Source organism: Streptomyces sp. NPDC059917, assembly GCF_042730635.1.
Lineage (GTDB): Bacteria > Actinomycetota > Actinomycetes > Streptomycetales > Streptomycetaceae > Streptomyces.
In genome coordinates, this window is record NZ_JBHWLC010000026.1 from 1 (window position 1) to 26,049 (window position 26,049).

28 protein-coding genes are annotated in these 26,049 nt (G+C 72.1%); 19 read left to right on the forward strand and 9 right to left on the reverse strand.

Annotation, left to right across the window (positions count from 1 at the left end; all coding sequences use genetic code 11):
• Nucleotides 1-195: 195 nt before the first annotated feature.
• The 5 genes from ACFWAR_RS17265 to ACFWAR_RS17285 form a co-directional block, all read right to left on the reverse strand.
• The gene (locus tag ACFWAR_RS17265) at nt 196-1,140 is read right to left on the reverse strand and encodes a tyrosine-protein phosphatase (protein ID WP_385777877.1); all 945 of its coding nucleotides are present in this window, start codon (nt 1,138-1,140) and stop codon (nt 196-198) included.
• A 31-nt stretch (nt 1,141-1,171) separates the two neighbouring features.
• Complete coding sequence (locus tag ACFWAR_RS17270; RefSeq protein WP_385777879.1) at nt 1,172-2,329, reverse strand: NAD(P)H-dependent flavin oxidoreductase; 1,158 nt, start codon at nt 2,327-2,329, stop codon at nt 1,172-1,174.
• Nucleotides 2,326-3,033: a CoA-transferase subunit beta gene (locus ACFWAR_RS17275; protein WP_385778037.1), complete on the reverse strand. Its 708-nt coding sequence runs from the start codon at nt 3,031-3,033 to the stop codon at nt 2,326-2,328. The genes ACFWAR_RS17270 and ACFWAR_RS17275 overlap by 4 nt, the downstream gene beginning before the upstream one ends.
• A gap of 89 nt (nt 3,034-3,122) precedes the next feature.
• A complete protein-coding gene (locus ACFWAR_RS17280; protein ID WP_385777881.1) occupies nt 3,123-3,989 on the reverse strand; it encodes a CoA transferase subunit A in 867 nt (288 codons plus the stop codon).
• On the reverse strand, nt 3,986-4,753 hold the full coding sequence (locus ACFWAR_RS17285; RefSeq protein WP_385777883.1) for an enoyl-CoA hydratase family protein: 768 nt from the start codon (nt 4,751-4,753) through the stop codon (nt 3,986-3,988). Before ACFWAR_RS17285 ends, ACFWAR_RS17280 begins: the two co-directional genes overlap by 4 nt.
• A gap of 56 nt (nt 4,754-4,809) precedes the next feature.
• Here ACFWAR_RS17285 and ACFWAR_RS17290 point away from each other — a divergent pair, with 56 nt between their 5' ends.
• From ACFWAR_RS17290 to ACFWAR_RS17300, 3 genes are all read left to right on the forward strand, one after another.
• Nucleotides 4,810-5,574, forward strand: coding sequence for an SDR family oxidoreductase (locus ACFWAR_RS17290; protein ID WP_385777886.1), 765 nt, complete (start codon nt 4,810-4,812; stop codon nt 5,572-5,574).
• A 1-nt stretch (nt 5,575) separates the two neighbouring features.
• Nucleotides 5,576-6,487 (forward strand): SDR family oxidoreductase, encoded by a 912-nt coding sequence (locus ACFWAR_RS17295; RefSeq protein ID WP_385777889.1) that lies wholly within the window; start codon nt 5,576-5,578, stop codon nt 6,485-6,487.
• Nucleotides 6,488-6,655: 168 nt separating this feature from the next.
• Nucleotides 6,656-7,147 carry an SUKH-3 domain-containing protein gene (locus ACFWAR_RS17300; protein ID WP_385778039.1) on the forward strand — a complete coding sequence of 164 codons (492 nt, stop codon included), beginning with the start codon at nt 6,656-6,658 and terminating at the stop codon, nt 7,145-7,147.
• A 240-nt stretch (nt 7,148-7,387) separates the two neighbouring features.
• Here the strand turns inward: ACFWAR_RS17300 and ACFWAR_RS17305 are convergent, their stop codons facing one another.
• The 3 genes from ACFWAR_RS17305 to ACFWAR_RS17315 all read right to left on the reverse strand — a co-directional run bounded on the left by ACFWAR_RS17305 (nt 7,388) and on the right by ACFWAR_RS17315 (nt 10,133).
• The gene (locus tag ACFWAR_RS17305; RefSeq protein WP_385777892.1) at nt 7,388-7,963 is read right to left on the reverse strand and encodes a hypothetical protein; all 576 of its coding nucleotides are present in this window, start codon (nt 7,961-7,963) and stop codon (nt 7,388-7,390) included.
• A gap of 813 nt (nt 7,964-8,776) precedes the next feature.
• Nucleotides 8,777-9,565: a hypothetical protein gene (locus ACFWAR_RS17310; RefSeq protein WP_385777894.1), complete on the reverse strand. Its 789-nt coding sequence runs from the start codon at nt 9,563-9,565 to the stop codon at nt 8,777-8,779.
• Nucleotides 9,566-9,617: 52 nt separating this feature from the next.
• Nucleotides 9,618-10,133 (reverse strand): SigE family RNA polymerase sigma factor, encoded by a 516-nt coding sequence (locus tag ACFWAR_RS17315; protein ID WP_385777896.1) that lies wholly within the window; start codon nt 10,131-10,133, stop codon nt 9,618-9,620.
• Nucleotides 10,134-10,290: 157 nt separating this feature from the next.
• On the opposite strand from ACFWAR_RS17315, the gene ACFWAR_RS17320 reads away from it, so the two are divergent.
• The 11 genes from ACFWAR_RS17320 to ACFWAR_RS17370 all read left to right on the forward strand — a co-directional run bounded on the left by ACFWAR_RS17320 (nt 10,291) and on the right by ACFWAR_RS17370 (nt 19,625).
• Nucleotides 10,291-11,211: an aminoglycoside phosphotransferase family protein gene (locus tag ACFWAR_RS17320; protein ID WP_385777898.1), complete on the forward strand. Its 921-nt coding sequence runs from the start codon at nt 10,291-10,293 to the stop codon at nt 11,209-11,211.
• Between the two features lie 567 nt (nt 11,212-11,778).
• Entirely contained in the window at nt 11,779-12,432 is a 654-nt protein-coding gene (locus ACFWAR_RS17325) for a DUF4360 domain-containing protein (RefSeq protein ID WP_385777900.1), read from the forward strand.
• A 37-nt stretch (nt 12,433-12,469) separates the two neighbouring features.
• On the forward strand, nt 12,470-13,129 hold the full coding sequence (locus tag ACFWAR_RS17330; RefSeq protein WP_385777902.1) for a DUF4360 domain-containing protein: 660 nt from the start codon (nt 12,470-12,472) through the stop codon (nt 13,127-13,129).
• A gap of 111 nt (nt 13,130-13,240) precedes the next feature.
• A complete protein-coding gene (locus ACFWAR_RS17335) occupies nt 13,241-14,089 on the forward strand; it encodes a helix-turn-helix domain-containing protein (protein ID WP_385777904.1) in 849 nt (282 codons plus the stop codon).
• Nucleotides 14,049-14,306: a DUF397 domain-containing protein gene (locus ACFWAR_RS17340; protein ID WP_385777906.1), complete on the forward strand. Its 258-nt coding sequence runs from the start codon at nt 14,049-14,051 to the stop codon at nt 14,304-14,306. Before ACFWAR_RS17335 ends, ACFWAR_RS17340 begins: the two co-directional genes overlap by 41 nt.
• Nucleotides 14,307-14,411: 105 nt before the next feature.
• Complete coding sequence (locus tag ACFWAR_RS17345) at nt 14,412-15,197, forward strand: 2-keto-4-pentenoate hydratase (RefSeq protein ID WP_385777908.1); 786 nt, start codon at nt 14,412-14,414, stop codon at nt 15,195-15,197.
• Between the two features lie 13 nt (nt 15,198-15,210).
• A complete protein-coding gene (locus tag ACFWAR_RS17350) occupies nt 15,211-16,128 on the forward strand; it encodes an acetaldehyde dehydrogenase (acetylating) (protein ID WP_385777910.1) in 918 nt (305 codons plus the stop codon).
• A 1-nt stretch (nt 16,129) separates the two neighbouring features.
• A complete protein-coding gene (gene dmpG, locus ACFWAR_RS17355; protein WP_385777912.1) occupies nt 16,130-17,161 on the forward strand; it encodes a 4-hydroxy-2-oxovalerate aldolase in 1,032 nt (343 codons plus the stop codon).
• 10 nt (nt 17,162-17,171) lie between these two features.
• Nucleotides 17,172-18,335 carry a Rieske 2Fe-2S domain-containing protein gene (locus ACFWAR_RS17360; protein WP_385777914.1) on the forward strand — a complete coding sequence of 388 codons (1,164 nt, stop codon included), beginning with the start codon at nt 17,172-17,174 and terminating at the stop codon, nt 18,333-18,335.
• Entirely contained in the window at nt 18,335-18,565 is a 231-nt protein-coding gene (locus ACFWAR_RS17365) for a hypothetical protein (protein WP_385777916.1), read from the forward strand. Before ACFWAR_RS17360 ends, ACFWAR_RS17365 begins: the two co-directional genes overlap by 1 nt.
• Nucleotides 18,558-19,625, forward strand: a complete 1,068-nt coding sequence (locus ACFWAR_RS17370; protein ID WP_385777918.1) for a 2Fe-2S iron-sulfur cluster-binding protein — start codon at nt 18,558-18,560, stop codon at nt 19,623-19,625. Before ACFWAR_RS17365 ends, ACFWAR_RS17370 begins: the two co-directional genes overlap by 8 nt.
• A gap of 108 nt (nt 19,626-19,733) precedes the next feature.
• Here ACFWAR_RS17370 and ACFWAR_RS17375 read toward each other — a convergent pair whose 3' ends face one another.
• Nucleotides 19,734-20,615, reverse strand: a complete 882-nt coding sequence (locus tag ACFWAR_RS17375) for an IclR family transcriptional regulator (protein WP_385777920.1) — start codon at nt 20,613-20,615, stop codon at nt 19,734-19,736.
• A 257-nt stretch (nt 20,616-20,872) separates the two neighbouring features.
• Between ACFWAR_RS17375 and hsaA the strand changes: the two genes are divergently transcribed.
• Genes hsaA through ACFWAR_RS17400 form a run of 5 tightly spaced genes read left to right on the forward strand, consistent with a single transcriptional unit; the run spans nt 20,873 to nt 25,992 of the window.
• Complete coding sequence (gene hsaA / locus ACFWAR_RS17380; protein WP_385777922.1) at nt 20,873-22,042, forward strand: 3-hydroxy-9,10-secoandrosta-1,3,5(10)-triene-9,17-dione monooxygenase oxygenase subunit; 1,170 nt, start codon at nt 20,873-20,875, stop codon at nt 22,040-22,042.
• 2 nt (nt 22,043-22,044) lie between these two features.
• Entirely contained in the window at nt 22,045-22,905 is an 861-nt protein-coding gene (hsaD, locus tag ACFWAR_RS17385; protein WP_385777924.1) for a 4,5:9,10-diseco-3-hydroxy-5,9,17-trioxoandrosta-1(10),2-diene-4-oate hydrolase, read from the forward strand.
• Nucleotides 22,906-22,913: 8 nt separating this feature from the next.
• A complete protein-coding gene (locus ACFWAR_RS17390; protein WP_385777926.1) occupies nt 22,914-23,822 on the forward strand; it encodes a VOC family protein in 909 nt (302 codons plus the stop codon).
• Complete coding sequence (locus ACFWAR_RS17395; protein ID WP_385777928.1) at nt 23,810-24,325, forward strand: flavin reductase family protein; 516 nt, start codon at nt 23,810-23,812, stop codon at nt 24,323-24,325. Before ACFWAR_RS17390 ends, ACFWAR_RS17395 begins: the two co-directional genes overlap by 13 nt.
• Nucleotides 24,322-25,992: an FAD-dependent oxidoreductase gene (locus tag ACFWAR_RS17400; protein WP_385777930.1), complete on the forward strand. Its 1,671-nt coding sequence runs from the start codon at nt 24,322-24,324 to the stop codon at nt 25,990-25,992. Before ACFWAR_RS17395 ends, ACFWAR_RS17400 begins: the two co-directional genes overlap by 4 nt.
• Nucleotides 25,993-26,049: the final 57 nt, after the last annotated feature.

A 26,049-nucleotide genomic window follows, 5' to 3' on the forward strand; every position in this document is an offset into this window, starting at 1 on the left:
GTGTATACGACCCCCCCGCGGCGGCGGCGCCCAGGGCGCGAGCCAGGGCTTCGGCCAGGGCCGTCGCCGCGCGACCGGCGGCGGCGCCGGGTCGGGCCGCCCCAGCGCCTGATCCCTCCCCGCACGCGTACGTACGACGACGCCGGGCAGCGCATGACGCGCTGCCCGGCGTTTTCGCGTTCCCGCCCCTCGTCCCTACGAGCGGACCAGCTTGACCTGGAGCTTCGCCAGGGTCCGCAGGTCCAGCCCGAGGCCGTCCGTCAGGTAGCCGTAGAAGCCGCCGTAGTCGGCCTCCAGCTGCGCCGTCGCCGAGTCCAGGTAGTCCTGGCGGACCTCCTGGAGCGGTATCAGCAGGTCCGGGTCCTGCATCCGGCCGGACTGCTTGAGCCCCGCCCGGACCTGGGCGTCGTACGCGGCCCGGAAGGTGTTCGAGGCCAGGTAGTCCTGCTCGGCCGTGGCCTGCGGCACGGCCAGGGCCCGCAGCAGGACGTAGCTCAGCCAGCCCGTCCGGTCCTTGCCGGACGTGCAGTGGTACAGCAGCGGACCCTGCTTGCCGTCCGCGATCTCCCGCAGCGTCGTCGCGAACTGGGCCCGGCTGTCCGGGTTCGTGACGAAGGTGCGGTAGACCTCGCGCATGTAGGCCTCGGCGCGGCCGCCGCCGAGCATCTGCTCCTGCTTGACGGGGTCGCCGGTGGCGATCGCGCCCACCAGGAACCCGTACAGGCCGCGGTCGCTGACCTGGCGCGAGGTGGAGGTCAGGCCGGCGGGCAGCCGGTCCGTCCCGTCGTACTGCTGCTCCATCGGAATGCGGAAGTCGACGACCTTCGTGAGGCCGAGACCGGAGACCGTGGTGAGGTCCGCGTCGGTCAGCTTGCCGAGCGCGTCGGAACGGTAGACCAGCCCCTGGCGGACCTGACCGCCGAGGAGGGTGCGGTACCCGCCGATGTCGCGGACGTTGACCGCGCCCTGGAGCGGGATCCGGCGGATCGTGTCCGCCTGCTGGTGGGGGTGCTGGGGGTGCCGGGCCGTGGTGGCGGCGGCCGGCGTCGGCGCGGCGTACGCGGCGGCCGGGAGGGTGCCGACGGCGAGCGCGGAGAGAAGCACTCCGGTCGCCGCCAGGCGGATTCGGGCACGGCTCATCGGTGCGACTCCTGAAAGGGGAGAAGGGGGATCACCCTGCCGGAGGCAGGGCGCGGAGCACTGCGTGTGCCTCGGCCATGACGCGGGTGACGAGTTCCGCACAGGACGGAAGGTCCTCGATCACGCCCGCGACCTGGCCCGATGCCATGACGCCGAGGTCCGTACGGCCCTCGACCATGGACGCCTTGAGGAGCATGGGGGTGTTGGCGGCGAGCAGGACCTGGCTCCAGGACAGGTCCTTGCCGTGTTTCATCGCGAGCCCGTCGCGGACCATCTGCGGCCAGCTCAGCCCAGAGATCCGGCGGAAGGACGCCGCGTGCCGGACCGCCTTGGCCAGCGCCCGGGTACGGCCCGCCCGCTCCAGCGCGACGACCAGCTCGCTGCGCAGCATCCGGTGCGGCAGCCCGTCCACGGCCGTGGTCACCGTGACGTCTTTGACCCCGGCCGCGAGGTAGCGGGCCTTGACCGGGTCCGGGACGGTCGAATCGGAGGTCAGCAGGAACCGGGTGCCCATCGCGACGCCCGCCGCGCCGAAGGCGAGGGCCGCGACCAGGCCGCGCCCGTCGTGGAAGCCGCCCGCCGCGATCACCGGGATGTCCACCGCGTCCACCACCTGCGGCAGCAGCACGGTCGTCGCCACGTCCCCGGTGTGCCCGCCGCCCTCCCCGCCCTGCACGATCACCGCGTCCGCGCCCCAGGCCGCGACCTTCTCCGCGTGCCGCCGGGCCCCGATGGACGGGATCACCACCACGCCCGCGTCCTTGAGCCGCGCGATCAGCTCCTTGGAGGGCGCGAGCGCGAAGGACGCGACCCGGACCCCCTCGTCGATGATCAGCTGGGCCCGCTCGGCCGCGTCCCCGGCGTCCGCCCGCAGGTTGACCCCGAAGGGCGCCCGCGTACGGGACTTGACCTCCTGCACCGCCCCGCGCAGCTGGTCCACGGTCATCGTGGCGGAGGCCAGGATGCCGAGCGCACCGGCGTTGGCGGCGGCGGACACCAGGCGCGGGCCCGCGACCCAGCCCATGCCGGTCTGGACGATCGGGTGCTCGATGCCGACGAGCTTGGTGAGGGCGGTTTCGATCCGGGGCGTCTGCGGCCGGGACGTCTGTGGCCGGGACGTCTTCGTCCGGGACGTCTCGGTCGGGGGCGTCTGCGGCCCGTCCGTTTCTCTCCCATCCGTCCCCGTCACGCGGGCACCTCGCGCAGGCGGGTGGCGCGGGGGTCGAGTTCCTCGCGGATCAGGAGCAGTTCGGCGGCGCTCGGCTCGCGGGTGCGGGCGATCGGGTCCGTGATGCCGGTCAGGTCGAAGCCGGTGGCCGCGCGGACCTCCTCGACGCTCACCCCCGGGTGCAGGGAGGCGATCCGCATCGACCGGTCCGGGGTCCCGAAGTCGAAGACCCCGAGGTTCGTCACCACGCGGGGGATGCGGTGGAAGCGGGTCGCGGACGGGCCCGCCGCGGCGGCCCGGTCGTAGCCCACGCCCGAGACCATGTCCACGCGGGCGACGAAGACCCGCGAGGAGTGCTTGGGGATCCAGTAACTGACCGGGTTGTTCAGGGTGTTGACGGGGGCGCCGCGGACGCCGAGCAGCTGGCGGGAGGGCTGCTCCCAGTCGCCGATGCAGGAGATGTTCTGGTTGCCGAAGCGGTCGATCTGGCTGGCGCCCATCATCACGTGCCGCTTGCCGCCGGTGACCATGGCCAGGTGCTGGCGGTAGGGCAACCAGCCCTCGACGGAGCCGTCCGGGCCGACCAGGAACGCCTCGCCGTTGGTCAGCAGCAGGTCGGGGGCGAAGGTGCGGCGGGCCAGCCGGGCGCCGATGGAGGGGATCAGGCCCATGGGGCTGGCGAGGACCTCGCCGTTGTCCCGCCAGGCCTCGGCGCAGGCGATCACGCAGTAGTCGGCGCGGGTCGGGGGGGCTGGGGTGGTTGAGGTGGCTGGTGTGGCGGGGGTGGCTGGCGTGGCTGGCGTGGCTGGGGTGGTCACTTCTGCTGCTCCTCGTGCCAGGCCTGGACGGCGGACTGGTAGGCCTTCTCGTTGCCGGACAGGAAGCGGGCGGTGAACTCCGCCCAGGCCGCCGGGTCGCCGGCCGCGGCGACGTACGCCTTCTGGAAGGGCTCGTCGCGCTCGTAGTCGGGGGCGCAGGTGGTGAAGTGCGCGCCGTTGGGGGTCTCGACGACCCCGGTGACCGAGTGCCGCTTGAGGAGCAGGGTCTGCGGGGCCGCCCCGCGGGTCAGCTCGGCGGTCTCGACGAGCCGCTCGCAGGAGACGTACGCGCTGTCCGCCGCCTCGCAGAAGAGGTCGTCGAAGTACGGGTCGGGGCCCAGGTACTGGCCGTTTCCGGCTCGGTCGGCGCGGTTCACGTGGACCAGGGCCGCGTCCATGCGCAGGGCGGGTACGGCGACGAACTCCTCGCCGTCGGCGTAGGGGGAGGTGACCGTGCGCAGTTCGGGATTGACCCGCATGACGTCGGAGCCGAGGCCGGCGCGGACGGGCAGGAAGGGCAGCCGGTTCACGGCGGCGGTCAGCCCCCACATGAACATGGCCTCGTCGATCTCGGTGAGGGTGAAGGCGCCGCGCTCGCGGGCGGCCCGGAAGTGGGGCTCCAGGGGGATGGAGTCGAGGGTGGTGAAGGCGGCCACCAGCTTGCGGATCTTTCCGGCGGCGGCCAGCAGGCCGACGTCGGGGCCGCCGTAGGAGATGACGGTGAGATCGGTGATCTCGGACCGGAGCAGTGCTCGCACCAGGGCCATCGGCTTGCGCCGCGAGCCCCAGCCGCCGATCCCGATCGTCATCCCGCTGCGCAGCCGTCCGACCACCTCGTCGGGGGTCATGGTCTTGTCGGTCATCGGCGCTCCTCGCCTCCGAAGGTGTCGCGGACCCGGTCGGCGACCCCGCTGAGATTGGCCTCGAAGGTGAAGCCCTGCTCGAAGCGGTAGCTGCGCCGGACGTCCACGGGGTCGATGCCGTTGATGGCCGCCTTCGCCAGGCGGATGAGGTAGCCGTCCTTGAGCGCGATCTCGGCGGCCAGCTCCAGGGCCGCCGCGCGCAGCCCCTCGCGCGGGACCACCTTCCAGACCGAGCCGTGCGCGTGCAGCTCGGCGGCCGTCGCGGTGCGCGAGGTGTAGTACAGGGCGCGCATCAGGTGCTGGGGGACCAGCCGCGAGAGGTGGGTGGCCGCGCCGAGCGCGCCCCGGTCCAGCTCCGGCAGCCCGAAGGTGGCGTCGTCGCTGGCCACGATCGCGTCGGCGTTGCCGACCAGGCCGATGCCGCCGCCCAGGCAGAAGCCGTGCACGGCGGCGACGACGGGGACCTCGCACTCGTACACGGCCGCGAAGGCCTCGTAGCAGCCGCGGTTGGCGCCGATGAGCGCGCCGTGCCCGCCGTTTTCGCCGCGTCTGGTGTCGCGCTGCATCTCCTTGATGTCGACGCCCGCGTTGAAGCCGCGCCCCTCGGCCGCCAGCACCACGCAGCGGACCTCGGGGTCGCGGCCCGCGGCGCGCAGGGCGTCGGCGAGGTCGTACCAGCCCTGCACGGGAAGGGCGTTGACCGGTGGGAAGTCGACTGTGACGAGTGCGATGCCCTTGCCGGGGCTTGAGGTGGAGACACCCATGAGCGGATCAGCTACCTTTCCACCAAACGTTTGTTAGGGGAGGAAGGTAGCAGCCTATGGAGCTGGACGGGAGGGTCGTCGTCGTCACCGGTGGCACCCGGGGCGTCGGCGCCGGTATCGCCCGGTCGTTCCTCGCGGCGGGCGCGCGGGTCGTCGTCTGCGCGCGCCGCCCGCCGCAGGAGCCGGTGGAGGCGGGGGGCCGGGAGGCCCGTTTCACCGCCCTCGACCTGCGGGATCCGGTGGCGGTGGGGGAGTTCTTCGCCTCCGTCGCCGAGCGGTACGGGCGGCTGGACTGCCTGGTCAACAACGCCGGCGGCACCCCGTACCGACTGCTCGGCGAGGGCGAGGCCGAGCGGCACGCACGGGTCGTCGCCCTCAACCTGACGGCGCCGCTCACCGCTTCGCTGGCCGCCTACCCCGCGCTACGGGCTGCGGGCGGGTCGGTGGTCATGATCGGCAGCGTCAGCGGCACCCGCCCCTCGCCGGGCACCGCCGCCTACGGGGCCGCCAAGGCGGGGCTGGAGAACCTGGCCCGCTCGATGGCCGTCGAGTGGGCGCCCGAGGTACGGGTGAACACCCTGGTGCTGGGCATGGTCCGCACCGAACTCTCCCACCTGCACTACGGGGACGAGGCCGGGATCGCCGCCGTCGGCGCCACGGTCCCGCTCGGCCGGCTCGCCGAGCCCGCCGACGTGGGCGGGGCGGCCGTCTTCCTGGCCTCCGACCGGGCCGCGTACGTGAGCGGCGCGAGCCTGCTGCTGCACGGCGGCGGCGAACGCCCCGCCTTCCTGGACGCCGCAACCGCCAACAAGGAGACGTGACATGGGACTTGCCGAAGACCGGGTAGTGATCGTGACGGGCGCGGGGCGGGGGCTGGGCCGGGCCCACGCCCTGGCCTTCGCGGCGGAGGGCGCGCGGGTCGTCGTCAACGACCTCGGGGTGGGCCTGGACGGGTTGCCGGGGCCGGACGCCCCGGCGGCGCTGGTGGTGGCGGAGATCCGGGCGCTGGGGGGCGAGGCGGTGGCCCACGGCGGGGACATCGCCACGACGGAGGGTGCGGCCTCGCTGGTCGAGTGCGCGCTGGACGCCTTCGGGCGGCTGGACACCCTGGTCAACAACGCGGGGTTCCTGCGGGACCGGATGCTCGTGAACCTCGACGAGGACGACTGGGACGCGGTCATGCGGGTCCACCTCAAGGGGCACTTCCTGCCGCTCAAGCACGCGGCGGCGCACTGGCGGGCCGAGGCGAAGGCGGGGCGGCAGGTGGCGGCCCGGGTGGTCAACACCTCGTCGGGGGCGGGCCTGTTGGGCTCGGTCGGCCAGGGCAACTACAGCGCGGCCAAGGCGGGGATCCTGGGCATGACGCTGGTCGCGGCGGCGGAGATGGGCCGGTACGGGGTCCAGGTCAACGCGATCGCCCCGGCGGCGCGGACCCGGATGACGGAGGAGACCTTCGCGGCGACGATGGCGGCCCCCGTAGCCGGGGCCTTCGACGCGATGGCCCCGGAGAACGTCTCCCCGCTGGTCGTCTGGCTCGGCTCCGACGCCTCGGCCGGGGTCACGGGCCGCGTCTTCGAAGCGGAGGGCGGCCGCATCACCGTCATGGAGGGCTGGCGCCCGGGCCCCACCGCGAACCAAGCCTCCCGCTGGACCCCGACGGAGGCGGGCGAGGCCGCATCGAAACTCCTGTCCGAAGCCCAGCCCCCGCACCCGGTGTACGGGGCGGCGGGGTAGGGGGGATGCAGCACTGGGCCCCGCTCCGCGCGATCGAGCATCTCGGGGAACTGGACCGTGACCAGTCCTGGTAAATGGCTTGCGTCTCGGTGTGTTCTGCATGATCTAGTTCGTGGAGTTCGCTGGCTCGTGCCTGATGGCGCTGCACTGTCTTGGAGTCGATTGCTGATGCCGAATAGATTTGACCTGCTGCGACCCGAGACGATCCAGGTTTTGAGTGATTCCGGTTGGGACCCTCAGCGGAAGATGGATGTTTCCCGGTGGATGGAGGTATTCCGGCAGGAGGGGTACGCTCCGAGCTTGCGGGCCGAAGAGGTGCTGTCCACCCTGGGTGGATTGAGCGTTGAGCCGGTGAATAAAACAGGTCCGTACTTTAGCAACGACGAACCCTTCAGCTTCGATCCCATTTCTTGCGGGAATCAGCGGGGCATGGCGCTGGAGATTGAGCAGGCTTTGGGTGGGCGCTACTTCCCCATTGGTGAATGGCTTAGCTATTCGAGCGTCTTTATGGAGGATGGTGGTGCGGTAGTTGCCGCGGGCCTCGGGTGGATCTGGTCAATGGGTTCCAGCTTCGAGGAGGCTTTGGAGTTGGCCATCTATGCGGATCGCCCTCTGGAGTGCTTGTACACCGACCCGGGACTCAATCCGTGGCCCCGCTAGATTTAATTCTGCTTGGAAGGCGATCTCCGGCATGCTTGGGATTGCCTGGAATGTGGCGCAAATTTCACTAGGTCAGGAGCATGAGTGGAAGCGGGCGAGTGTCCTGTTGGGTCTGAATCCGGGGGCGGAATTAACTGCTGGTTGGTGCAGTGCGCGGGATGGGTACGTCTACCAGGGTGGTGCTTAAGTTTCCGCTAGGTATCGGCAGGGCCTCGGGGGGATTTGGCGTTCGGGAAGCGGTTAGCCCACTGCGCTCAGGATGGGGGTCCAGGTGGGGCTTGTGAGGGTGGATGCCGCTTGGGCTTCGGTGAGGGGCGGGGTGGGGCGGGTGGGCTTGGGGGTTTCGGGGCCTGTGCCGCCGCCGGGGCTGTTCCATTGGGTTAGTTGGAGTTGGGCTCCGGTGGATTTCAGGGTCAGGGTGAGGGTCCAGCGTTGGGCGGAGCCCGGGGTGCGGTCGGCTGCGGTGCGTTCCGAGAGGAGCAGTGCGCCGCCGGGGGTGGTCGGGCTGTCGGGGAGTTCGGTCAGGGTGCAGGTGTCGCCCTTGGGGCGGGCGGGGGTGCGGTCGCAGCTCAGGCCGTCGCCGTCGCGCAGGGGGAGTTTGAGGCGGACCGCCGAGATGCCGACGAAGGCGGGGCCGTGGCCGTCGTCGAGGAGGAGTCCGGCGTTGGCTACGTAGCCGGCCGAGGGGTCCGCCGGGTTGTTGCTCTGGCCGTGTTGGTCGCTGAACCGGGCGCCCGGGAAGGTCTGTTGCAGGGCCTGGATCATCTGGTCACCGGAGACCGCGGAGCGGGGTAGGGCCAGGGCCGTCGGTTCCATATTCTGTCTGCTGTGGAAGGTTGGAGTAGCTGATGAGGCGCATGGACGACTGGGATGCAGGATCGTTCTTGAAGAACATTGCCATGCTTGAGATTAGGGCAATGGCGCGACGAAAAAAGCCTCTAGAGTTTTGGCCGGATGGTGATTCTCTGGCTTGTATTGCATGGCTTGCAGACCTCTGTCACACCATGCCGGACGCTTCGCTTCGAGTGTCTGGTGTTCGTGGGGTGATCGGCATCAGGAGCTCCCGCCCATTCCTGCATGCGTGGGAAGTAGCCGATTCAAGGGGGCGTGAATGGATAATCGATCGACTGGAGCGCGAGGGGGTTGCATGGACTCCTCCAGAGTCGACGAGGAAGTATCCGGAATCTTGACCATGCAGCCACGCGGCGTCGAGTGGCCAGATTTGACATCGGTATTATGTCGTGAGGGGTAGTGGAGGCGGAAGCGTAAAGGGTCCGTGATCTCCGTCATGTGTTTACTTGTCGCAAAAATCGGGGTGCGCGGTAATCTCGGCGAGGTTATATTTGCGATCGTGGGATATGTGTGCCCTGCAACGGAGAGTCTCGATGCCGGAGCTGTTGATTTTCCGGAGGGGATTCCCGACCCGGCCACGGGTTAGTGGAGAGTGTTTGATGTCGCTGCGGCTACTAGAGTGGAGTTTAAGTTCGGGTCAATTGTTTTGGGGCGCTCTGGGGTGGTCGTTATGAAGGGGCGGTCATTCTGTGGTGGCGGGATGTGAACAAGCGTGAATGCGTCAGTTACCGCTAGGTCTCGGCAGGGCCTCGGGGGGATTTGGCGTTCGGGAAGCGGTTAGCCCACTGCGCTCAGGATGGGGGTCCAAGTGGGGCTTGTGAGGGTGGATGCCGCTTGGGCTTCGGTGAGGGGCGGGGTGGGGCGGGTGGGCTTGGGGGTTTCGGGGCCTGTGCCGCCGCCGGGGCTGTTCCATTGGGTCAGTTGGAGTTGGGCTCCGGTGGATTTCAGGGTCAGGGTGAGGGTCCAGCGTTGGGCGGAGCCCGGGGTGCGGTCGGCTGCGGTGCGTTCCGAGAGGAGCAGTGCGCCGCCGGGGGTGGTGGGGCTGTCGGGGAGTTCGGTGAGGGTGCAGGTGTCGCCCTTGGGGCGGGCGGGGGTGCGGTCGCAGCTCAGGCCGTCGCCGTCGCGCAGGGGGAGTTTGAGGCGGACCGCCGAGATGCCGACGAAGGCGGGGCCGTGGCCGTCGTCGAGGAGGAGCCCGGCGTTGGCTACGTAGCCGGCCGAGGGGTCCGCCGGGTTGTTGCTCTGGCCGTGTTGGTCGCTGAACCGGGCTCCCGGGAAGGTCTGTTGCAGGGCCTGGATCATCTGGTCACCGGAGACCGCGGAGCGGGGTAGGGCCAGGGCCGTCGGTTCCATGTCGGAGCCGGAGGGGCGGAGGGTGGGGAGGAGCAGGGCGCATGTGGCGATCGCGGCGCAGGCCCCGGCCCCGGCCAGGAGGGCGGCGGTGCGGCGGCGGCGCTGGTGGGTGCGGCCGCGCTGGACGGCGCCGGTCAGGAGCGGGGTGAGGTCGGGGTCCAGGGAGTCCGTGGTGCGGTTCAGGGCGTGGGCGAGGTCTGTTTCGAAGGGCATGGTGGGTCACTGCTTCTCTGTTGCTGGCGGGTGAGGGTGAGGGGGCGTTCGCTCAGTGCGGGACCAGGTCGGACAGGGTCTCGCCCAGGAGCGCGCGGAGTTTGCCCAGTGCTCGGGTGCCCTGCGAGCGGACCGCGCTGTTGCTCAGCTTGAGCGTGCGGGCGGTCTCCTCGATGGTGTGCCCCTCCCAGTAGCGGAGCAGGAGCACCGCCCGGTCGCGGGGCGGTAGTTGGCCGAGGGCGGTCGTGAGGGTGATGCGCAGGGCGCAGTCGCGGCCGCTGACGTCCGCGCTGTCGGGTACGGTCCCGGTTCCGGTCGGGCGTTCGGTGGTGCTGCGTCGGCGGCGCAGGGTGAGGAACGTGCGGACCAGGACCGTTTGGGCGTAGGCCGCGGGGCTGTCCGCCCGGGCCACGCGGTTCCAGTGGACGTAGATCCGGCTGAAGGTCTCCTGGACCAGGTCCTCGGCGAGGTGCGCGTCGCCGGCCGCGAGGGTGTACGCCGAGCGGTAGAGGGCCTTCGCCCGCGCGGACACGAATTCCAGGTACGCGTCCTCCTGTGCTGATTTCACTCGGTCCCCACCTGTTCGCTTGCCTGCTGATCCCCGTGCATATCCCTCTTGACTACGCGGGAGGTCAGGATGTCGCGCCGTCGGGCGATCTTTCTTTCCCGGGTTCGGGGGCGGGCCGGGTGCAAATCGGTGGACGGGGTGGCGTGCGTGCAGTGGGATGGCCGGACCGCGTCGCCCGTCACACCGGGGTCGGGGGCCGGAACGGGGGGTTCGCGTGAGGATCGGTACGGAGCTCGTGCGGCAGCTGGTCGACGGGCAGTTTCCGGAGTGGGCCGCGCTGCCGTTGGTCGCGGTGGAACCGGGCGGGTCGGACCACGTGATCCATCGGCTCGGCCGGGAGCTGGCGGTGCGGTTGCCGCGGCGGGCCGCGGTCGCCGAGCGGTTCGCGACCGAGTACCACTGGCTGCCGCGCCTAGCCCCGCACCTTCCGCTGGCGGTCCCGGAGCCCGTACGCGCCGGGCGCCCCGGCTTCGGGTACCCGTGGCCGTGGGCGGTGTTCCGCTGGTTGGACGGTGAGCAGGCGACCGTCGAGGTCCTGGGGGATTCCGCCGCGGCGGCCGTCGAGCTGGCGGGGTTCCTGGAGGCGCTCCAGCGGTTCCCGGCCGAGGGGGTTTCGGGTGACCTGTCGCACGGGTCCCTGGCCGATCGCGACCGGGAGACCCGGGCGTCCATCGCGCGGTTCGGCGAGGCCGGTGAGGTCTTCGACGCCCCGGCGGCGACCGCCCTGTGGGACGCGGCCCTCGGCGCCCCCGGCTGGGACCGCCCGCCGGTCTGGTTCCACGGGGACTTCCACACCGGCAACCTGCTCACCGTGGACGGTCGGCTCAGCGCGGTCATCGACTTCGGAGGGCTGGGCCTCGGCGACCCGGCTCGTGACCTGATGGTCGCCTTCACGCTGTTGTCGCCGGGCAGTCGTACGGTCTTCCGCGCGGCGCTCGGCGTGGACGAGGCCACCTGGACGCGCGGGCGGGGATGGGCCCTGGCCACCGGTCTGAACGCGTATGCCGCGTACGGCGCCGTGGATGCGGGGGTTGCTGCGCAGACCGTTCGGCAGATTCGGCAGGCGCTCATCGGCTAGGCCGGTGCCGTGTGCGGATTGTGGCCGTCCCTGATCTGCCCTCCGGGGGCGCCTCAAACGCCGGCGGGGCTGGAGTGCGGTCTCGTCCGGGGTGCCTCGAACGCTGGCGGGGCTGGAGTGCGGCCTCGCGCGGGGTGCGTCGAGCGTCGGCGGGGCTGGAGTGCGGTCTCGTCCGGGGTGCCTCGAACGCTGGCGGGGCTGGAGTGCGGCCTCGCGCGGGGTGCCTCGAACGCTGGCGGGGCTGGAGTGCGGCCTCGCGCGGGGTGCGTCGAGCGTCGGCGGGGCTGGAGTGCGGCCTCGCGCGGGGCGCCTCAAACGCTGGCGGGGCTGGAGTGCGTGCTTCCGGACATCCTGGGGGAGGGTGGGCCGCGGGGGATGGGGCGGGGGGCTGGTGGGGGGGCTCGGTGGGGGGAGCGGACTCGCTGGTTCCGGCCAGTGGGGGGTGGGGTGGGGGTGTTGGCCGTATCCGGTGGTTACCCCGGCCGTGGGGGAGTGGTGGCATGTGCATGCTCAAGCCGGATCCGGATTGCGGATCCGGTGTCGTCGCCACCGGACGGAGTAACGGACATGAAGCTGCGCAGACTGGCCCTCGGGGCCGCGACCCTGACCCTGGTGGCGGTGGGCGTTCCCACCGCCGCCGCACAGGCCGATGGTGCGTACGTGCCCCCGGGCCGAGTCACCGTGGAGGTGGTCGGGGCGAACGGGTCGGGGTGCCCCGCGGGTACGGCCGACGTGGCCGCGGCGCCCGACAACACCGCCTTCACCGTCACCTACAGCGACTACCTGGCCCAGGCCGGGGCGGGCGCCGGGGGCACGGACTTCCGCAAGAACTGCCAGCTGGCGCTGCGGGTGCACGTGCCGCAGGGCTTCACCTACGCCATCGCCCGCGCCGACTACCGCGGCTTCGCCAGCCTCCAGCGCGGCGCCTACGGGCAGGAACGCGCCGGGTACTACTTCCAGGGCCAGTCGCAGACGGCCCGGACCACGCACCAGTTCGGCGGCCCGTACTCCGACAACTGGCAGGCCAGCGACCAGACCGGCTACGCGGACCTGGTCTGGGCCGCCTGCGGCGAGGACCGGATCCTCAACGTCAACACCGAACTGCGGGTCTACGCGGGCTCGTCCAGCCCGCAGGCCCTGAGCTTCATGAGCATGGACTCGACGGACGGCAGCGTGAACACGGTCTACCACTTCGAGTGGAAGCAGTGTCCGAGCGTCTGATCACGCCCCACCCCTCGAACGGTCAGGAGCGACAACGATGTCTCTTTCCCTGTCCCGAACCCTGCTCGCCATGGGCGCGACCGCCGCCCTCCTCGCCACCGCGGCCCCCGCGCAGGCGGGTCCCATCACCGTCCCGCCGGACAAGATCGTGATCGAGCTGGCCACCGTCAACGGTTCCGGCTGTCGAGAGGGGACGGCGCAGGTCGCCGTCGCGCCCGACAACACGGCCTTCACGGTGACCTACAGCGAGTACCTCGCCCAGGTCGGCCCCGGCGCCCCGCCCACCGCCTTCCGCAAGAACTGCCAGCTCAACCTGCGCGTGCACGTGCCGTCCGGCTTCACCTACGCCATCGTCCAGGCCGACTACCGCGGCTTCGGCAGCCTCCAGCGCGGGGCGACCGGGCAGGAACGGGCGGGCTACTACTTCCAGGGCATGCCCCAGACCACCCAGCGCACCCACCAGTTCACCGGCCCGCTCGACGACAACTGGCAGACGACGGACAAGACCGAGTACTCCGACCTGGTCTGGGCCCCCTGCGGTGAGCAGCGCAACTTCAACATCAACACGGAGTTGCGGGTGAACGCCGGTACGTCCGCGCCGGGTACGACGAGCTTCATGGCCATGGACTCGACGGACGCGAGCGTGAACACGCTGTACCACCTCGCCTGGCAGGTCTGTCCGGGCCCGAGGAAGTAGCTCGTGCGTGGGTGGTTGCCCCGTTTTCGGTACCGGGGTGCGGCTGACTCGTTACGCTCGGTCGCCGACCGGAACGACCGCTGCACGGCGCGTACTTAGGGGTGACCGCCCATGGTCAACATCAGCGACCTCGATCCCACCGCCTCCCCGCTGGACTACTACGGCGCCGAGCTGCGCCGCTGCCGCGAAGCCGCAGGGCTGAAGCAGGCGCAGCTCGGCGACATCATCTACTGCACCGGCTCCCTGATCGGCCAGATCGAGACCACGAGGCGGGTCCCGACCCGCGATTTCTCCGAGCGGCTGGATGCGGCCTTGGGGACGGATGGCCAGTTCGGCCGGCTGGTGGGGTTGGTGCTGAGGAGTCAGCTACCGAGTTGGTTCCAGGCGTATGCCGAGATGGAGGCTAGGGCGGAGTACATCTCCACGTATCAGGCGCAGGTGGTGTACGGCCTGTTGCAGACGGAAGAGTACGCGCGAGCGGTGCTCGCGACGGGGCTGCCGAGCAATCTGGAAGACTTGGTTGCGGCCCGGATGGAACGCCAGCGGATCCTGCGGCGGGAGCGTCCGCCGATGGTGTGGGTCGTGCTCGACGAGGCCGCGCTGTATCGGCCGATCGGTGGCCGGGAGGTCATGCGGAACCAACTCCAGCACCTGCTCAGCATCAACGAGCAACGCTGGACACGATTGCAGGTGCTTCCCTTCGCAGCAGGCGAACACGCCAGCTTGATCGGGTCGTTCAACACCCTGCGGTTCGACGGGGACCCGGACATCGTCTACACCGAGGACTTGATCTCCGGCCACATGACGGCCAACCCTGACACGGTCAGGGAGTCCGCCCTTCGTTACGCTCAGCTGCAAGCCGCCGCCCTCTCGGTGGAGGAATCGGCGGCATTGATCGTCCGCGTAATGGAGGAACGCTATGGGCACCAACCAGAACATGGCCAACGCGCGGTGGCGTAAGTCCTCGTACAGCGGAAACACGGGCGGCGACTGTGTCGAGTGCTCGCCCCTCGGCATCGCCTGGCGCAAGGCTTCGTACAGCGGTAGCAGCGGCGGCGAGTGCGTAGAGGTCGCCCCCCAGCCCTGCCAAGTCGCCGTCCGGGATTCCAAGATCCCCGGCGGTCCCGTCTTCACCGTCGGCCGGGTCGCCTTCGCGGCCTTCGTCGAGGCGCTCTAGGCATCCGGAGCCCCCGTTCCCGCTCAGCGGGAACGGGGGCTCCCGTGCGCGCCGGGCCCGCGCCTACCGTCTGCGGCACCACACCACCGCAGCCGGGAGGCACCCATGCTCGACGAACGGCTCCGGCGCGAGGCCGCGGGGCTGCTGCGCACGGCCGAGCTGCGGCGGGAGCCCGTACGGCCGCTGAGCGAGACGTATCCCGGGATCGACGCGCAGGACGCGTACGAGATCCAGTTGCACAACATCGGCCGCCGCGTCGACCACGACGGCGACCGGATCACCGGGCACAAGGTCGGGCTCTCGTCCCCGGTCATGCAGGCCATGATGGGCGTCGACGAGCCCGACTACGGGCACCTGCTCGACACCATGGAGCTGCGCTCCGAGGTCCCCGTCCCGCTCGCGGGCTACTGCGCGCCCCGCATCGAGGTCGAGGTCGGTTTCGTGCTCGGCGCCGACCTGCCGGGCGAGGGCTGCACCGAGGCGGACGTGCTGGCCGCGACCGAACGGGTCGTCCCGGCCATCGAGTTGATCGACAGCCGGATCGCGGACTGGCGGATCGCCATCGCCGACACGATCGCCGACAACGCCTCCTCCGCCGGTTACGTCATCGGCGCCGGCCGGGATCCGCGCGAGCTCGACCTCAAGGCCATCGAGGCACGCCTGACCTGCGGCGACGAGCTGCTGGCCACCGGCCGTGCCGACGCCGTCCTCGGGGACCCCGCCACGGCCGTCGCCTGGCTGGCCCGTACGGTCGCCCGCTTCGGCGTACCGCTGCGCAAGGGGCACCTGATCCTGCCCGGGTCCTGCACCCGCGCCGTGGACGTGCGCGCCGGGCGGACCTACACCGCCGACTTCACCGGGCTCGGCCCGGTCTCCCTCTCCTTCTCCTGAGGTGGCCACGAGCATGACCAAGAGCACGACCGAGAGCACGATCAAGAAGGCGACCGCCGCCATCGTCGGCTCCGGCAACATCGGTACCGACCTGCTCTACAAGCTCCTGCGCTCCCCGTACGTCGAGCCGCGCTGGATGGTCGGCGTCGACCCCGACAGCGAGGGCCTGGCGCGGGCCCGCCGGGCCGGGATCGAGGCCACGCACGAGGGGGTGGAGCGGCTGCTCGCCCGCGGCGAGCTGCCCGACCTGGTCTTCGAGGCCACCTCCGCCTCCGTGCACCGGGCCAACGCCCCGCGCTACGCCGAGCTCGGCATCAAGGCGATCGACCTGACCCCGGCCGCCGTCGGGCCCGCCGTGGTGCCGCCCGCGAACCTCACGGCCCACCTGGACCGGGACAACGTCAACATGATCACCTGCGGCGGGCAGGCGACCATCCCGATGGTGTACGCCGTCTCGCGGGTGGTTCCGGTGGCCTACGCCGAGATCGTGGCGTCGGTCGCCTCCGTCTCGGCGGGGCCCGGGACCCGGGCCAACATCGACGAGTTCACCCGGACCACGGCCCGCGGCATCGAGGAGATCGGCGGCGCCGCGCGCGGCAAGGCCATCATCATCCTCAACCCCGCCGACCCTCCCGTGATCATGCGCGACACCGTCTTCTGCGCGATCCCGGAGGACGCCGACCGCGAGGCGATCACGGCCTCGATCGAGCAGGTCGTGGCGGACGTGGCCGCGTACGTCCCCGGCTACCGGCTGCGCGCCGAGCCGCAGTACGACGACCCCTCGCCGCTCGGCGGCGGGACGGCCCGGGTCGCCATCTTCCTGGAGGTGGAGGGCGCGGGCGACTACCTGCCGCCCTACGCCGGGAACCTCGACATCATGACCGCCGCCGCCACGAAGGTCGGCGAGGAGTTCGCCAAGGAGATGAACTGACGTGGCCACCTACTCCGAGAGCCTGGACATCCGGGTCACCGACTCCTCGCTGCGCGACGGTTCGCACGCCAAGCGGCACCAGTTCACGGGCGAGGACGTGCGCTCCGTGGTCGCCGCGCTCGACGGCGCGGGCGTGCCCGTCATCGAGGTCACGCACGGGGACGGGCTGGGCGGGTCCTCGTTCAACTACGGCTTCTCCCGCACCCCCGAGCAGGATCTGATCAAGATCGCCGCCGAGACCGCCCGCACCGCGAAGATCGCCTTCCTGATGCTGCCGGGGCTGGGCGTCAAGGACGACATCCGCGCGGCGCACGCGAACGGCGGCGCCATCTGCCGGATCGCCACCCACTGCACCGAGGCCGACATCGCCGTCCAACACTTCGGGCTGGCCCGGGAGATGGGGCTGGAGACCGTCGGGTTCCTGATGATGGCGCACTCCACCAGCCCGGAGAACCTGGCCCGCCAGGCCCGGATCATGGCCGACGCGGGCTGCCAGTGCGTGTACGTCGTGGACTCGGCCGGGGCCATGGTCATGGACCAGGTCACCGACCGGGTCGCGGCGCTGGTCGCCGAGCTGGGCGGCGACGCGCAGGTCGGCTTCCACGGGCACGAGAACCTCGGGCTGGGCGTGGGCAACTCGGTGGCCGCCGTGCGCGCCGGGGCGCTCCAGATCGACGGTTCGACCCGGCGGCTCGGCGCGGGCGCGGGCAACACCCCGGTCGAGGCCTTCGCCGCGGTCTGCGAGCGGATGGGGATCCGGACCGGCATCGACGTGCTGAGGATCATCGACGCGGCCGAGGACGTGGTGCGGCCCGTCATGGACGAGGAGTGCACGCTCGACCGGATGGCCCTGCTCATGGGCCACGCGGGGGTCTACTCCAGCTTCCTCAAGCACGCCTACCGGCAGGCGGAGCGCTACGGCGTCTCCGGCGCCGACATCCTCCTGCGCGCGGGCGCGCGCCGCCTGGTCGGCGGCCAGGAGGACCAGCTCATCGACATCGCCGTCGAACTCGCCGCCCAGGCCGAGAAGTAGGGAGCCACTCATGACGACAGCCGAAGCAGTCGAAGCAGCCGAAGCACCGGACGTGGTCCGCGTCATCGAGGCGGCCGCCGTGCCGACGCGGTTCGCCCGCGGGTGGCACTGCCTGGGCCTGGCCGAGGACTTCAAGGACGGCGCCCCGCACGAGGTGGCCGCCTTCGGCACCAAGCTCGTGATCTTCCAGGGGGCCGAGGACGGCGAGCTGCACGTCCTGAACGCCCACTGCCCGCACATGGGCGGCAACCTGGCGCACGGCAGCGTCAAGGGCGACACCGTCGCCTGCCCCTTCCACGACTGGCGCTGGAGCGGCAACGGCCGCTGCGCCGCGATCCCCTACGCCCGCCGGGTCCCGCCGCGCGCCCGCACCCGGGCCTGGACGGTGCTGGAGCGCAACGCGCAGCTGTACGTGTGGCACGACCCGGAGGGCGCCGAGCCGCCGGCCGGGATCACGATCCCCGAGATCGAGGGGGTCGGCAGCCCGGAGTGGAGCCGGTGGAGCTGGAACTCGCTGCGGGTGGAGAACGCCAACTGCCGCGAGATCGTGGACAACGTGGTGGACATGGCGCACTTCTACTACGTGCACTACGCCTTCCCGCACTACTTCAAGAATGTCTTCGACGGGCACGTGGCCACCCAGTACATGGAGTCCACCCCGCGCGGCGACGTGGACCTCGGCACCCTCTCCACCGGCGGCGGGCTGCGCTCCGACGCCTCCTACCACGGGCCCTCGTACATGATCGACAAGCTGTGGAGCGATGTGGGCGGGGGCGTCGAGCTGGAGTCGGTGCTCATCAACTGCCACTACCCGGTGGACGAGAACAGCTTCGTGCTCATGTACGGGACCATCGTCAAGAAGCTCCCCGGGATGAGCGACGAGCAGGCCGCCGAGGCCGCGCGGCTGACCTCCGAGGGGCTGGCGGTCGGCTTCGAGCAGGACGTGGAGATCTGGCGGAACAAGACCCGCATCGACAATCCGTTGCTGACGGAGGAGGACGGGCCGGTCTACCAACTGCGGCGCTGGTACGAACAGTTCTACGTGGACGCCGCCGAGGTCACGGACGAGATGGTGCGCCGCTTCGAGTTCGAGATCGACACCACCCGCGCCACCGAGGCGTGGCGGGCCGAGGTCGCCGAGAACCTCGCCCGGCGCGGGTCCGGGGCCCCGTGATGACCCCGGTGGTCTGCGGGGAGTGCGGGAACCGGGTGCTGTGCGAGAAGTTCAGCCCCGCGCACACCCAGGTGCAGTGGACCGGGGAGGCGGCCGTGCAGTGCCCCCGCATCGGGGCCGTGGTGGCCCGGGGCGGGTCGAGCGCCGGGGTGCGCTCCTGCGCCGCGCTGCGGGAGAGCATCGAACGGGCCGTGATCGAGGGGCGGTTGGAGGTGCCCGCCGATGCCTGAGTCGTCCGGGGTGTCCGGGCTGTCCGGGGTGTCCGAGGTGTCCGGGGCCGAGTTGCTGCTGCGGGTGGTGGAGCGGGTCCAGGAGACGCCGGACGCGGTCTCGCTGGTCCTGGAGGCGCCGGGGCGCGGGCCCCTGCCGTACCGGCCGGGGCAGTTCCTGACCCTGCGGGTGCCCGGGGGCGGGGCCCGCTGCTACTCGCTGGCCGGCTCCCCGCACACCGGGGATCCGCTGCGGATCACGGTCAAGAAGGTGCCCGGCGGGGTCGGTTCGGCGTGGGTCTGCGAGCGGTTGGCCCCCGGGGACGAGGTCCGGGCGCTACCGCCCGCGGGCACCTTCACCCCGGCCGACCTGGACCGCGAGCTGCTGCTGGTGGCGGGCGGCAGCGGGATCACCCCGCTGCTGTCCATCGCCAAGTCCGCGCTGGCGGTGGGCCGGGAGCGGGTCACGCTGCTCTACGCCAACCGGGACGCGGAGTCGGTGGCCCTCGCCGGGGAGCTGCGGGAGCTGGTGGCCGAGCACCCCGGGCGCTTCGCCGTCGTGCACTGGCTGGAGCGCCTCCAGGGGCTGCCGACCGCGGACCGGCTGGCGCCGCTGGTGGCCCCGTACCCGGCCGCCGAGGCCTACTTGTGCGGGCCCGCACCGCTGATGGACGCCGCCGAGGCGGCCCTGCGGGCGGTCGGGGCGGGCTCCAGGGGCGTCCACCGGGAGCGGTACTTCTCGCTCTCCGGGGACGTCTTCGCGCAGCGGCCCCCGCTCCGCACCGGCGCCGGGCCGGGCGTCACCGCCGAGGTCGACCTCGACGGGACCACCCACACCGTGGCCTGGGCGCCGGACGCCCCGCTGCTGGACGCGCTGCTCGCGGCGGGCGTGCAGGCGCCGTACTCCTGCCGCGAGGGCGCGTGCAGCGCCTGCTGCTGCCGGGTGGTGGAGGGCGAGGTGAAGATGCTCCGCAACGAGGTGCTGGACCGGGACGACCTGGCCGAGGGGTACGTCCTGGCCTGCCAGGCGGTGCCGTCCGGCCCGCCCGGTGCCCGTATCCGGATCAGCTACGCGGGCTGACCGCGGGGCGGACGCCGCTTACGGACGGGACGGGAAAACGGACCGGACCCGGCCCCCTGGCGGGGGGTCGGGGCCGGTCCTTCTCGTGCGCTGCGGTATGACTACCCGCTACATCCACTCGCTGAACCGCAGCCAACCCATCATGTTGTCCATCGTTTCTTCCGGCACCCCCGGCCGTTGGTCCGGGGGCGGCGCGGAGCGGCCCGCGCGCCCGGGACCGTACAGCTCCCGCCACACCGCCCGCGCGCAGGCCAGTACCAGCGGACCCAGTCGGGCGTGCTCGCGTTCGCCGTGGTGCGCGTCCGCCGGGGACGGCGCGGACACCGAGACCGCGGCCACCGCGAGCCCGGCACCCCGCAGCGGCGCGGCCACGCAGGAGATCCCGCGGAAGGTCTCCTCCCGGTCGTGGGCCAGCCCGCGCTCGCGGACCGCCGCCAGCTCCGCGCGCAGCGCGGCCGGTCGGGTCAGGGTGTGCGCGGTGCGCGGGCGCAGGCCCTGTGCCAGTACGTGCTCCAGGGCGCCCGGGTCGCCGAAGGCGAGGAGGGCCCTGCCGGAGGCGGTGCAGTGCGCGGGCAGCCGCCCGCCGACCCGCGAGGGCACGCCCGTGGCCACCGCGGCGCCGATCCGCTCCAGGCACACCACCTCGGCGCCGTCGAGCACCGACAGGTGCACGACCTGCCCGGTCCGCTCGTGCAGCGCGTGCAGCAGCGGCAGGGCGGCCCGGCGCAGCCGGTTGTGGTGGGAGGCGAGCGCGCCCAGCTCCAGCATCCGCATGCCCATCCGGTAGTCCCGGCCCTCCCGGTCCAGCCACCGCAGCCCCACCAGCTGGTCGAGGATGCGGTGCGCGGAGGAGCGCGGGATGCCGGAGCGGCGCACGACCTCGGTGAGCGAGAGCCGGGGCCGCGGACCGTCGAAGGCGCCCAGCACCCGCGCCGCCTTCTCCAGCAGCGACAGCGGCGCCGGGTCGGTCTCCATGACCTGATCGAGCACGAGGAACCCCCTGCGTGAGGCCTGCGTGAGGCGTTGGGGCGACCCTGCCACGGGCCCCCGGACGCGGGGAAGGTCCCGGAAGCAGATATTTCAATCAGTAATACTTCGGGCAGTCATCTTCGGCCTTCCCGCTCAGTGGGAAGCGCGCGTTCCGTGCCGCTCGGGCCCCGGCGTACGTTCCTCGCCATCCGATCCGGAGCACCACCGGAACTCCGGAGCACCCGTGACATCCGGAGCACCAGAGAAATGGGGACACCATGAGCGACGAAGAGGTCCTCGCGGCCGTCCGCGACCTCGCCCCCGCCCTGCGCGAGCGCGCCGCCGAGGCCGAGGCCCTGCGGAAGGTCCCCGAAGCGAACGTCAAGGAGCTGGAGGCCACCGGCTTCTTCCGGCTCCTCCAACCCCGCGCCTACGGCGGGTACGCCGCGCACCCCGGCGTCTTCTACGCCGCCGTCAAGGAGGTGGCCAAGGCCTGCGGGTCCACCGGCTGGGTGTCCTCCGTCCTCGGCGTCCACCCCTGGCACGTGGCGCTCTACGACCCCCGCGCCCAGGAGGAGGTCTGGGGCCCGGACCGGGCCGCCCGGATCTGCTCCTCCTACGCCCCCACCGGCAAGGTCGCCCCCGTCGAGGGCGGCTTCACGATCAGCGGCCGCTGGCACTTCTCCTCCGGCTGCGACCACGCCGACTGGGCCCTGCTCGGCGGCCTGGTCACCGACGCCGAGGGCCGTCCCGTGGACATGCGGACCTTCCTGGTCCCGCGCGCCCAGTACCGGATCGACGAGGTCTGGGACACCGTCGGCCTGCGCGGCTCCGGCTCCAACGACATCGTCGTCGAGGACGTCTTCGTCCCCGAGCACCGCGCGCTCAGCTTCGGCCCGGTCACCGCCCTCCAGGTGCCCGGCCACGCGGTCAACCCGGAGCCCGTCTACCGGCTGCCCTACGCCTCCGTCTTCACCACCACCATCTCCGCGCCCATCGTCGGCATCGCCGAAGGGGCCTACGAGGCCCACGTCGCCGCCACCCGCGAACGCTTCCGGATCTCCTACGGCCAGCAGGTCGCCGAGGACCCCTTCGCCCAGGTCCGCATCGCCCGCGCCGCCAGCGACGTGGACGCCTCCTGGCTCCAGCTCCGGCGCAACATCGCCGAGCTGTACGACCTGGCCGAGCGCGGCACGGAACTGCCGCTGGCGCTGCGCGCCCGCACCCGGCGCGACCAGGTCCTCGCCACCGAGCGCTGCGTGGCCGCCGTGGACCTCCTGATGGAGAACGCGGGCGGCAGCGCCATGCGCACCGGACCCGGCGCCGTCCAGCGGGCCTGGCGCGACGTCCACACCGGCCGCGGGCACGCGGCCAACGACCCCGAGCGGGCCCTCGTCCTCTTCGGCCAGAGCGCCCTCGGCCTCGACATCCAGGACACGATGCTGTGAGCATGACGATCCCGACCTACGAGAGCACCTCGCGCACGCGCGCGGCGGGCGGGCTGAGCCTCCACTTCCACGAGGCCGGCCCCGACGCCCCCGACGCGCCCGTCCTGATCATGCTGCACGGGGGCGGCCCCGGCGCCTCGGGCTGGTCCAACTTCGGGCCCAACCTGCCCCATTTCGCACGGCACTTGCGCACCCTGCTCGTCGACCAGCCCTGCTACGGCCGCTCCGACAAGCGCGCCCCCGAGCGCGACTACTTCTCCCACAGCGCGGGCGCCGTCGTCGCCCTCATGGACGAACTCGGCATCGAGCGCGCCCACTTCATCGGCAACTCGCTCGGCGGCGGAACCGCCACCCGGCTCGCCCTCGACCACCCCGACCGGGTGGCCAAGCTGCTCCTGATGGGACCCGGCGGGATCTCCCTCAACCTCTTCTGCGCCGACCCCACCGAAGGCCTGAAGCGGCTCTTCGAGTTCAGCTCCGCGCCCGAGCCGACCCGCGCGCAGATGCGGGCCTTCCTCACCTGCCTGGTCCACGACCCGGCGCTCGTCACCGACGCGCTCGTCGAGGAGCGCTACGCCCAGGCGATGGACCCCGAAACCCGCCTCGGCAACGCCCGGATGGGCGCCGCCTTCGCCCGCTGGCCCGAGGCCGCCATGCTCTGGCGCGAGGCGCACCGGATCAGCTGCCCCGTGCTGCTGACCTGGGGCCGCGAGGACCGGGTCAATCCGGTCGACGGCGCCTTCCTCGCGCTCAAGACCATCCCGGACGCCCGCCTGCACGTCTTCCCGCACTGCGGCCACTGGGCGCAGACCGAGGCCGCCGACGAGTTCAACCGCCTCGCCACCGACTTCTTCCTCCACTAGGGGCCACGATGGACATCCGCGCACTCGGCTACCTCCGCATCGAGACCGCCGACCTCGCCGCCTGGCGCACGTACGCCCTCGACGTCCTCGGGATGGCCGAGGCCACCGGCAGTACGGACACCCTCCTCAACGTGCGCATCGACGACCGGACACACCGCTTCCAGTTCGTCGCAGGGCAGCAGGACCGGCTGCTCGCGGCGGGCTTCGAGGTCGCGGGCGCCCGCGCCCTGGAGGACGCGGCCGCCGAGCTGGAAGCCGCCGGCCTCCCGGTCAAGGAGGGCGACGCGGCCACCCTCGCGGACCGGCGGGTGCGGGGCCTGATCCACTGCGAGGACCCCAGCGGCAACCCGCTGGAGATCTACTGGGGCCAGGCCCAGGACCACGGCCCGCTGCCCGCCCGCTACGGCAACCGCTTCGTGACCACGGGGCCGGACGGGGCGGACCTCGGCCTCGGCCACGTGGTGCTGCCCGCTCCCGACACCGAGGCCACCCTGCGCTTCTACGAGGACCTGCTCGGCTTCCAGCTGCGCGACTCGATGCGGCTGCCCCCGGTCGCCGTGCCCACGGGCGCGCCGGGCCAGGACTTCCACTGGATGCACTTCCTCAGCCCCAACCGCCGCCACCACAGCCTCGGCCTCTACCCCGGGGCGCTGCCGCCCGGCATCGTCCACTTCATGGTCGAGCTGGAGACCCTCGACGACGTCGGCTACTGCCTGGACCGGATGAACCGGGCCGGGATACCCATCGCCTCCACCCTCGGTCGGCACTCCAACGACCGCATGGTCTCCTTCTACGCCCAGGCCCCCGGCGGTTTCCAGGTCGAGTACGGCTGGGACGGGCTCCTCGTCGACCCCGCCACCTGGACCGCCAAGGAGATCACCTCGGACAGCCTCTGGGGCCACCAGTGGAACGGCTGACCGCGCGCGCCGACCGAGGAGCGGGCATCGACCCCGCCGCCTTCCGCGAGGTGCTCGGGGCCTTCGCCTCCGGCATCACCGTGGTCGCCGCCCTCGACGGCGACGGCCGCCCGGCCGGACTGGCCTGCCAGTCCTTCGCCTCCCTCTCCCTCGACCCGCCGCTCGTCCTGCTCTGCGTCGGCAAGGGATCCACCAGCTGGCCCGCGGTCCGGGCCGCCGCACGCTTCGGGGTCAGCATCCTCGCCGAGGAACACCGCCCGGTGTGCGAGGCCCTCGGGCGGCGCGGCGCGCAGAAGTTCGCCGAGGTGGACTGGGAGCCCTCGGCGCACGGCGCGGTCCGCATCGCCGGGGCGCTGGCCACCGCCGACTGCGCCCTGGAGGAGGTCCACGAAGCCGGTGACCACTACCTCGTCACCGCCCGGGTCCTGGAACTGACCGCCCGCGAGGGTGGATCGCCCCTGCTGTACTTCCGCAGCGACTACGCCACCGGAGCCTTCGGATGACCGACACCACCCCCAGCGCGCACGCGCACGCGTACGACGTCGTCGTGGTCGGGTCCGGCGCGGCCGGACTGGCCGCCGCCGTCACCGCCCGGCTGCGCGGCCTGAGCGTCCTCGTCGTGGAGAAGACCGACGCGTACGGCGGCTCCACCGCCCTGTCCGGCGGCGCGATCTGGGTCCCCGGCAACCTCCACCTCGACGCGGCGGGCCTCGGCGACACCCGGGAGCGGGCCCGCACCTACCTCGACGCCACCGTCGGCGACCGGGTCCCGGCCGCCCGCAAGGACGCCTACCTGGAGCACGGGCCGCGCATGGTGCGCGAGTTCCACGAGCGCACCGCGGTCCGCTTCATGTACACCCCCGGCTACCCGGACTACTTCCCCGAGGCGCCGGGCGGGATGCCCCGCGGGCGCTCCGTCGAGCCCCGGATCGTGGACTTCAAGCGGCTGGGGGCGCTGCGCCACGACATGCGGCGCGCGGGCCTACCGACGTACGGGCTGACCATGACCTCCTACGACTTCCGCTTCCTGAACATGGTCGCCCGCACCTGGGCCGGCCGCCGGGCCTCGCTGCGCGTGGCCGCCCGCGCGGTGAAGGCCCTGGTGAGCGGGCGCACGCTGCTCTCGCTCGGCGAGGCGCTGATCGCCCGGCTGCGGCTGTCGCTGGACCGGCTCGGCGGCGAGCTGTGGCTGTCCGCCCCGCTGACCGGCCTGATCACCGAGGACGGAGCGGTCACCGGGATCCGCTGCACGCACGACGGGCGCGAGGTCACCGTACGGGCGCGCGGCGGGGTGGTGCTGGCCTCCGGCGGCTTCTCGCACGACCAGGGGCTGCGCGAGAAGCACCTGCCCGGGCCCACCTCCACCGCCTGGACCCACGCCTCGGCGGGGCAGACCGGGGACGCGCTGCGGCTGGGCGAGGAACTGGGCGCCGCCACCGACCTGTTGGACAAGGTGTGGGGCGCGCCCTCGCTGTGCCCGCCGGGGGAGCGGCCCTTCTTCCTGGTCGCCGACCGGGGCATCCCGGGCATGGTGATCGTGAACGCGGCGGGGGAGCGGTACGCCAACGAGGCCGCGCCCTACCACGCGTTCGTGGACCGGATGTACGCGGCGGACCGGCCGGACGCGACGACCGTGCCGTCGTGGTTGGTCCTGGACGCCCGCTCCAAGGCGCGCTACCTCTTCGCGGGGCTCTTCCCCGGCCAGCCCTTCCCCAAGCGGTGGCTGGAGAGCGGTTTCGTGCGACGGGCCGCCACGGTCGAGGAGTTGGCCCGGCGGATCTCCGCCCCGGGCCTGCCCGCCGCGATCCACCGCTTCAACGCCTTCGCGCGGGCGGGGCGGGACGAGGACTTCGGGCGCGGGGAGAGCGCCTACGACCGCTACTACGGCGACCCCACGCTCGCCAACCCCAACCTGGCGCCGATCGACAAGGGCCCCTTCTACGCCGTCCCGGTCCACCCGGGGGACATCGGCACCAAGGGCGGCCTGGTGACGGACGGGGACGGCCGGGTGCTGCGCGAGGACGGCGCGCCCGTCCCCGGGCTCTACGCCTCGGGGAACTGCTCGGCCGCGGTGATGGGGGAGACGTACCCGGGGCCCGGCGCGACCATCGGCCCGGCCATGGCCTTCGGTTGGGCGGCGGTCAACGCCATCGCGAAGGAGTTGTCCTAGTCGGGCGACTCTCGCGGAGGGGGGTGTTCCGGCCGGTGCGGCCGGGCACACCCGGCG